This is a genomic window from Cryobacterium sp. RTC2.1 (assembly GCF_035018685.1).
GTDB lineage: Bacteria > Actinomycetota > Actinomycetes > Actinomycetales > Microbacteriaceae > Cryobacterium > Cryobacterium glucosi.
This window is the reverse complement of record NZ_JASJXJ010000180.1, coordinates 1-6828: the sequence shown is the minus strand read 5'-3', so window position 1 is coordinate 6828 and position 6828 is coordinate 1. Positions and strand designations below refer to the sequence as shown.

The following is a 6828-nucleotide window of genomic DNA, read 5'->3' as shown; positions in this document are numbered from 1 at the left end:
CATCCCACGGTGGCTCTTTACGTTGACGAAGCAACGCTCAAGAGTGGGAAACCACACCACTCACCGGGACGTAACCGAGCAAGTCACCCTCGAGGGTCCTGACTGTTAGGAGTTTCCCGTCTCGGGCCAAGCCAAGGACGGAGTCTTCCGTGAGGTCGAGCCATTCCTGCAGCCCTGCACGGTCGTAGAGCGGCCCGACTGCGTCAACGAGGAGCCGCGTCGCTTCTTCTCCGTCCATGGTCGGAACTCTACTCAGCGGTCATGTTGGAAGCCACTGATCGTTGACGCTTCTGGTCCCGATTTCAGCGCGTTTAGCCAGGCTCGCATCGCGTGGATGTCATCCGGGCGGAGGCCGACCATGGGGTGCGGGGGAATCATCAGGCTGGGTGTGCCGGCCGTGGCACCGAGCACTTTCCAGCCGTGCAGTTCAACCTCGCTGTCGTCCGTCCAGATGAACGGCCCCGCCTTGGCGGCTTGATCTTCGAGGAGACGTTGAGCCTTCCACCAGCCCCGGGCTTCGCCTGAACTGCGAGGCCCCGGAGGCAGAGGCAGGATCCGACCATTCGCCAGACCGCCCAGTTTGGGGACCAGCAGTCGCCTGACGGCATCGACTTCCACCCAAGTGGTCAGCCAGACCAGTTCCAGAGCGAACTCGGCCCGCAGCCCGTCGAGGGCCTCGATCAGAGCAGGTGCCCAGACCACCTCATAAGTCGCGGCCCTGTCGTCGTAGTCGACGAAGACTGAAGCAGTCGTGGCCGGACCCCAAGCTGCGTCTGGGCGCCCGAATGGGCAGACACACCCGTCCACATCCAGGTACAGTCGCGGCGCAATCGGTTCAGGCATCTCGGGGTCCTCTCTTGCGGGTTCTTCGACGCTACATCGCAACCTTGCCTCAGCTCACACGTGATGGAAGCATACGAACCATGACTGACAATCACGTACCCGACGATGCCGCTGACGGACCCGTCTCAGAGGCTGAGGCGCTTCGGGTCTCCGGCGATACTGTCAGGCGTCTAGCGGAAGCCGTGGCTCGATTGGCGGTCGATCCCGACTACTTCTTGCAGGCCCTCACGGACATGCTCCTGGCGATGGAGCCAATATCACGGGAGGAGCCGACTGAGAACGAAGTGCGTTTTCTGATCGAATCGGGCGCATTCACCGCTGAGGCGTGGGCCGCACCGTCGGCATCCGTGGACAGAGGAGATTGGCAACTCCGCAGAACTGAGGGATGGCTGCTGGACCTTTTCTCAACCATGTCGCTGGAGAGCGTGACAGGATTTCTGGGATGGGATGAGGGAAGAGTCCGGGCGGCCGTTATAGACGGGCACCTGTATGCGTTCGAGATATCCGGTCGGCTCCGCTTTCCCACCTGGCAATTTAACGTCGGATCCCCCGTGAAGCTTCTTCCGGGGCTCACCGAAATCATCGAAGTCATTGCCCCGCGATGGAGCTGGCAGAGCGCCGCGGGATTTATGGCCACGCCGCAATCAGAACTCGTCGCCGAGGGACGTCAAACCCCGGTTGAATGGCTCCGTGACGGAGGCAGCGTCAACGACGTGAGAGACATCGTCGAAGCTTCCGAATGGTTGTGAGAAGGTTGCGTCCTAGCTGAAGCGAAGATGTCGAGTAGTCGTCTTTGCGGGTTTGGAGGGTGGGGGATTTTACTGGCGCCACTGATCGAGCGTGGGCGGAAAGTGGGGTGTTTTGGTGGCGCCTGGGCGGTGTTTTGGCAGTGCCGAGCCGGCGAAGGTCTTAGGTGAGGCTTTTAAGTGTCACTAGATACCCACGGTGCGTCACCGATTACCCGCGGTGCGTCACCGATTACCCACGGTGCGTCACCGATTACCCACGGTCGACTGGTCGTCTTTGCGGGGCTGGAGGGGTGGGGTATTTCATTGGCGCCTGGGCGACGCTGCTCCGGGGGTCAGCGTTCTTCGGGTTGTGTAGCGCGGCATTCAATGGTTTCTTCGGCAGAGAGTCGCTCCGTTGAGTGAGCCCAGGCGAGTCCGTTGTTGAAAGGGTTTTCCTTCTCGAAGAACTGGAATCGTGACACGGCTCCCGAGCCGAAGAAGGCTTGCCACTCTCCATCAAAGGGCCACAGGGTCGGTCCCGTCTGTTGATTGCGGAAGAGGCGTCGGTCAAAGTCGACGTCGACGATTTTGCTCCGGCCAAAGCCAAGACGAACGATCCCTTTCAAGTCAATGTCTGCCAGCAAGATGTCGTCCGTGAAGGGAGGAAGGTCCTCAAAGAACATGCTGCGAGCTTCAGCAAGCTGGGCGTTTTGCCACAGGAACTCGGGCGTGCTGCTCGTTAGATCGCTTTCTGAACGTCGGTGCGGAGGAGTGCGGTTTTGGCTTTGGCAAGGTCGCGGTCGGTTTCGTTGAGGTAGCGCATGTCCGCTTCGCGGAGCCCGAGGTCGAGGTCGCGTACCCCCATCACGCGGACGTTGGATCCGGGGTAGTCAGCTGCGGCGGTGAGGACTCGGTTCGCGGTACGTGGTTTCTCGCAGACGTACCAGACGGCGGAGACCTTCTCGTCGCGTCCGTAGGCTTCGAGCTTGGAGCGGTAGGTGCCGAGGGCCCGGTTCAGGTCGCACTCGATCTCGATTGCGATGTAGCTGCGGCCGTCTTTGGCGAGGATGGCGAGGTCTGGCACCTTGGAGACCTGACCTTCTTTCCCGTCGTACTTGGAGTTGAAGTAGAGGGGTAGGTCGTCACCGTTTGCGAAGTGCCCGGTGGTCAGTTCTCGCTGGGAGAGGAGCGGGAGTGGGACGATGCCGGAGAACTGGATGGCTATGTCGGCGGCCAGGAGTGCATGGTGGGCGTTGAACCAGGAGACCGGTCCGATGGAACGCCACGGGGTGTCCGCGATGCGCGCACCGAACGCGGTGGCTGACCAAACCCTCTGACGGTACTCAATGGGCGTCTGGACGACCAAAGGTCCATCGCTGACGCCGTTCTTGATCGCTGCAACTTTGAGAAGGCGTCGGTAGACTCTACCAGCCTTCGCCTCGAGAAACGCCTGCAAGCCGGCTGCCGTATCCTCATTGCCGCGAGCCACGTCCGGATGCCAGGAGCGCACGGGGTTCTCCATCGCCGCGATCTGGACGCTCGTCATGCAGTACCAGCGGGCGAGCATCCGGACGCGGTCGAGGTCGCCGTCGGTGATGTCGATGCCAGCCTCGCGTCGTTCGCCGGTTCGGGTGGGGCGGCTCATGCGGGTCGGTGCGGGTGATCTACCCATTCTCTTTTGCTCCTTCGGTTCTACTTCACGCTAGGGCGGAAGAGGTGAGCACAGGTGGACCAATGCGAGGCGATATCAGCGCTTTTTGAAACGTAGGCCAGTTACGCCAACGACCTACTATTCAACGAGCGTCGACAGCCGGTAGTGCGTTCATTCACTTGTCCGATAGGCGGTCGGGTTTCGTTAGGGCAAATTCAGGGCAGAGCCTGCAATGGTGCGTCGTAGAGCGGGAAGACTACGTAGCCTTCGTGGCCAGAGTGATGGCTGGGAGGGCTCCATCACTCATTCATTTGAAGCGAATCCGCTCGGCTCGTCTCGTGAGCGTCGCGCAGGTTGGCTGAGGCCTGCTCTGGGAGCGCCCATGCGCTCTGGCCTGTCGGCCAGTACCAGCCTGGCCTTGCGTCGAGGATTGACTCGGTCCTCTCGTTTTCGGCGTGAGCTTCGCTCGGCCGGTTGCTCGACCGGTTGCTCGGTAGGTCGCGCTGATGAGGCAGCATCCGGTTTCCGGGCGGGGTACCTGAAGGCTTAGAAGGTGACGGTTCATTCGCTGGCTCGAGCTTTGTAGCGAGCTACTTCGTAGAGCAGCGGGAGGGTGGTGCGCAGGAGAGGTCGGGGCGCGTTCTCGAGATGGCTGGGGGGTCTAGAAGGTAGGTGTCCTTTTCGAGGAGGGCATGGGTACAACGCTGTCGTAGTTCGTCTCCGAAGTCTTCTTCAGCTGGTGCAGCGCTGCGGGCATCTGCTCGAGGCTGAAGGACAGGGTGGTCACCTTCTTGGGTTCAAGACTGACCCTGGCGGTGTCGACGTCGTGGGTTTCGTGGGAGCCAGATATGTGTCTTCGGTTGCGGTGGTCAAGCTGATCTGGCAGGTGCCGGTGTGTAGAACGTGGCAGCTTCTCGCCCTGATGGGGTGGCTGGCTCGTGGGCGTCGTGGTGTGGGGCGTGAGGGTCCTCCCGGGCTCAGGCCGGTTTTCGGGTCTGCCGGATTTGCGGACTTTGGCGGGGTTGTGGAGGTGGTCACCTGGTTGTGTGCGTCGCGGAGCGCGCATGGTCGTCCGGGGGCGCCTGGGTCTCCGTGCTGGACTGTGGCCTGGTCGGCGAACGTGGCTGCGGGTGCGGCGAGGCGTGGTGGGAGCGCGGAGCGCGGGGGTCGCGGAGCGGCCCGGAGAGGGGAACGTGAGTGTGCGGGCCCGGAGGGTCTGGGATGGGAGACATGCTCGCTACAGTTCGGGAGGCCCCATCCAAATCCACCAGATTGCGAAGCGAACACGTCGTCAATAAGCCAGACGTGCAAAACCAATCGAGGGCAAGCGCCCAGTCAGAAGACCAGGAACACCAGAGCAGAGAAGCGCACGCGAGCGCCCTCCCGTCAAGACGCAAGACGACGAGCGAACGCTGGGCAAACCGCGGGAACCCCAAGCGGCGACACACGAGAACGAGTTCGGGAGGCGCCACGCCAGGAAGGCGACCACCGTTGAATGGTCCCGCCAATGGTGAGCCGGCAGAACAGAGTAGGAGTCCTGGGATTATCCGGCGGCGGCCGTATGGTGGACGGCAGGCGTGAGCAACGTGAGGTGGGATCTCGGGTACGGCGAGCAATGAGCATGGCTCCGACCGGGACACCAGGGGCCCCCGGCGATCTGGCGAGTTGCTCGGTGCCGGCGGCGGAAGGTACAACGCCAGCCACCGGACATCTGATGGGCGCAGGATCAGCAGGGCAGCAGGATGAGGGCGGGAGGGGCCACTCCCAGGTGGACGCTCGCGCCGTCACTCGTGCACCGGGTGGGCGGAGCCTGAGCGGATGAGCGCTGGAGCTGACACCTACCCACGGTGGGTGGCAGGGCTCCACGCCCTGAGGTGGCAGGGGGCTCATCGCCCCCTGCACTCTGATTCACCTTCTCCCTGTCCCGTCGCTCAACTTTTCCCCTCGTCCTCCCATCCCTGACTCTCCGGCTTTCCTTCTACGGCCGGTCGACGCGAACTGAAACTGCGGGCAGCTCGATGGGCTCAACGGGGCGCATGCCCATCGCATACGCGGTGGCTGTCTCCTGCCACTCCCGCTGTGCTCGCAGCAACCGCTCGAACGCGCCCAGCTCGCTCGCGGCGTACACCAGGTGCTCGATCTCGGTTGCATACGCGGCCAGCTCGGCGGGGGTGAAGTCTGCCGTCCAGGCGAACAGGTCCGAGAGGGCCGCCTGCACGTCGCCGCGGTTCCTGCCGATCGCGCGGATCAGTCGGCTGGACAACGCGACCCCGTTCTCCAGGGCGTCGAGGTCGCGGCCGCGCAGGATCACGAGGTCGTCACCGTCCCGGCGGGTGAGGCGCACCTGACCCTCGTCAATGCGGGACAGGACCTCCTTGGGCTTACGGAGCAGGTCGGTGAATGTCGCGGTAATCATGCTGGTCAGCTATATCAGATAAACATCAGAGATAGGGTTTCTCGCCCTGAGCAGCGACGGCCCGGCGGCGGGTTGCTCGCGGGAGAGGCCGGCGCGAGCGCCGTGCGTAGGGTCAGTGGCCGCGCTTCACTCCCCGGTGGGGCCGACTCGTGTTCGCCGGGGGGACCTGCGCGGAGGCGTTGCACGCGGTCGCTAGAGTGACCCCGTGCCCACCGAGCCCCTCTCAGAACTTTCCCGCCTTGGCGTCTCCAACTCGCTCCTCGGCCTCTGTCGCGGCGCGTACCTCGTGACCCACCGTCTGAACCAGCATCCGCCCATGGACGACAGTCCGGTCCGCCAGTACGACCTGACTCCCGAGCTTGCGGAGCAGGCACGGGCGACGCGGGCCACGATCACGCTCGCGATCGGCACCGGCGTGCAGCAGGCGGAAGGGCGCGATTCTCCTCCGCAACGAGGAGGCGGTCGCCGCGCCACTGGCGAGCACCGCGCGGAGCTCCATCGAAGCGTGGGGACGGGCCTGGTACCTCATGGGCGTGGCTACTGCGGGGGAGTTCGCCCGGCGCCGGATGTCGTTGCGCTTTTCGGGGATCGCGTGGGCCCGAAGGAGTCGGTTCCACATTCGTTCACGTCAACGTGGACGGCAGTCGCCAATCCGTCCCAGCGCAGGAGACACACGCCAGTGAGATAACGAAGCTCGTTGGACCTCAAGGAGATCCCGCAGGCCCCTCGGTATACCGGGCTCGCCGTCGACCTGATGACGGCCGCTCGCTTGGAGAGTCCGCGCGAGCTGAACTCGGCACTGTCGGCCGTGGCGCACGGCGAAGGCTCCTCGCTCGGAGGGATGAGCATCCAGACGCGTGCCCCACAGGGGACACGGAAACCCACGGTCACGCATTGCGAATGTCCTCAGCGAACGTGCTCCAATACGTCTTCGGGGTGACCGAGTGCCGGCACGCCGTCATTTGGCGGTATCTCTCACTGTTGGGAAATCCGTTTGAGACTTCACAGAGGTGGGTCGAGGTTTTCACCCAGGCGAGCGCGAACCTTCAGCGGATCGACAACGCGATCGTGAGCCCGGGCGGCGGCACAAGGTGGGGATCGACGGTGTCCGCGCTCTTTGATAGGTGGACAGGTAACGCCAACGGCCTAGTTCTCAGCCGTCGTTGAAACAGGCGGGGGTTTGGGGGCTG

7 protein-coding genes are annotated in these 6828 nt (G+C 63.5%); 1 reads left to right on the top strand and 6 read right to left on the bottom strand.

Annotated elements, in window-relative coordinates; translation table 11 throughout:
• Nucleotides 1–37: 37 nt before the first annotated feature.
• The gene (locus tag QN357_RS16795; RefSeq protein WP_323505238.1) at nt 38–238 is read right to left on the bottom strand and encodes a hypothetical protein; all 201 of its coding nucleotides are present in this window, start codon (nt 236–238) and stop codon (nt 38–40) included.
• A gap of 14 nt (nt 239–252) precedes the next feature.
• Nucleotides 253–843 (bottom strand): HAD domain-containing protein, encoded by a 591-nt coding sequence (locus tag QN357_RS16790; RefSeq protein ID WP_322141104.1) that lies wholly within the window; start codon nt 841–843, stop codon nt 253–255.
• Nucleotides 844–923: 80 nt separating this feature from the next.
• Here QN357_RS16790 and QN357_RS16785 point away from each other — a divergent pair, with 80 nt between their 5' ends.
• Nucleotides 924–1592 carry a hypothetical protein gene (locus QN357_RS16785; protein ID WP_134558631.1) on the top strand — a complete coding sequence of 223 codons (669 nt, stop codon included), beginning with the start codon at nt 924–926 and terminating at the stop codon, nt 1590–1592.
• Nucleotides 1593–1924: 332 nt separating this feature from the next.
• Here QN357_RS16785 and QN357_RS16780 read toward each other — a convergent pair whose 3' ends face one another.
• The 4 genes from QN357_RS16780 to QN357_RS16765 form a co-directional block, all read right to left on the bottom strand.
• Nucleotides 1925–2254 (bottom strand): hypothetical protein, encoded by a 330-nt coding sequence (locus QN357_RS16780; RefSeq protein WP_322136733.1) that lies wholly within the window; start codon nt 2252–2254, stop codon nt 1925–1927.
• 56 nt (nt 2255–2310) lie between these two features.
• Complete coding sequence (locus tag QN357_RS16775; RefSeq protein WP_322136732.1) at nt 2311–3243, bottom strand: hypothetical protein; 933 nt, start codon at nt 3241–3243, stop codon at nt 2311–2313.
• Between the two features lie 1957 nt (nt 3244–5200).
• Nucleotides 5201–5638, bottom strand: a complete 438-nt coding sequence (locus QN357_RS16770) for a hypothetical protein (RefSeq protein WP_323505237.1) — start codon at nt 5636–5638, stop codon at nt 5201–5203.
• A 223-nt stretch (nt 5639–5861) separates the two neighbouring features.
• Nucleotides 5862–6257, bottom strand: a complete 396-nt coding sequence (locus QN357_RS16765; RefSeq protein WP_322136729.1) for a hypothetical protein — start codon at nt 6255–6257, stop codon at nt 5862–5864.
• Between the last annotated feature and the right edge of the window lie 571 nt (nt 6258–6828).

Bases quoted from the DNA above. Each gene is read 5' to 3' on its own strand.
- QN357_RS16795 (WP_323505238.1), bottom strand. From the start codon at position 238: ATGGACGGAGAAGAAGCGACGCGGCTCCTCGTTGACGCAGTCGGGCCG.
- QN357_RS16790 (WP_322141104.1), bottom strand. From the start codon at position 843: ATGCCTGAACCGATTGCGCCGCGACTGTACCTGGATGTGGACGGGTGT.
- QN357_RS16785 (WP_134558631.1), top strand. From the start codon at position 924: ATGACTGACAATCACGTACCCGACGATGCCGCTGACGGACCCGTCTCA.
- QN357_RS16780 (WP_322136733.1), bottom strand. From the start codon at position 2,254: ATGTTCTTTGAGGACCTTCCTCCCTTCACGGACGACATCTTGCTGGCA.
- QN357_RS16775 (WP_322136732.1), bottom strand. From the start codon at position 3,243: ATGGGTAGATCACCCGCACCGACCCGCATGAGCCGCCCCACCCGAACC.
- QN357_RS16770 (WP_323505237.1), bottom strand. From the start codon at position 5,638: ATGATTACCGCGACATTCACCGACCTGCTCCGTAAGCCCAAGGAGGTC.
- QN357_RS16765 (WP_322136729.1), bottom strand. From the start codon at position 6,257: ATGTGGAACCGACTCCTTCGGGCCCACGCGATCCCCGAAAAGCGCAAC.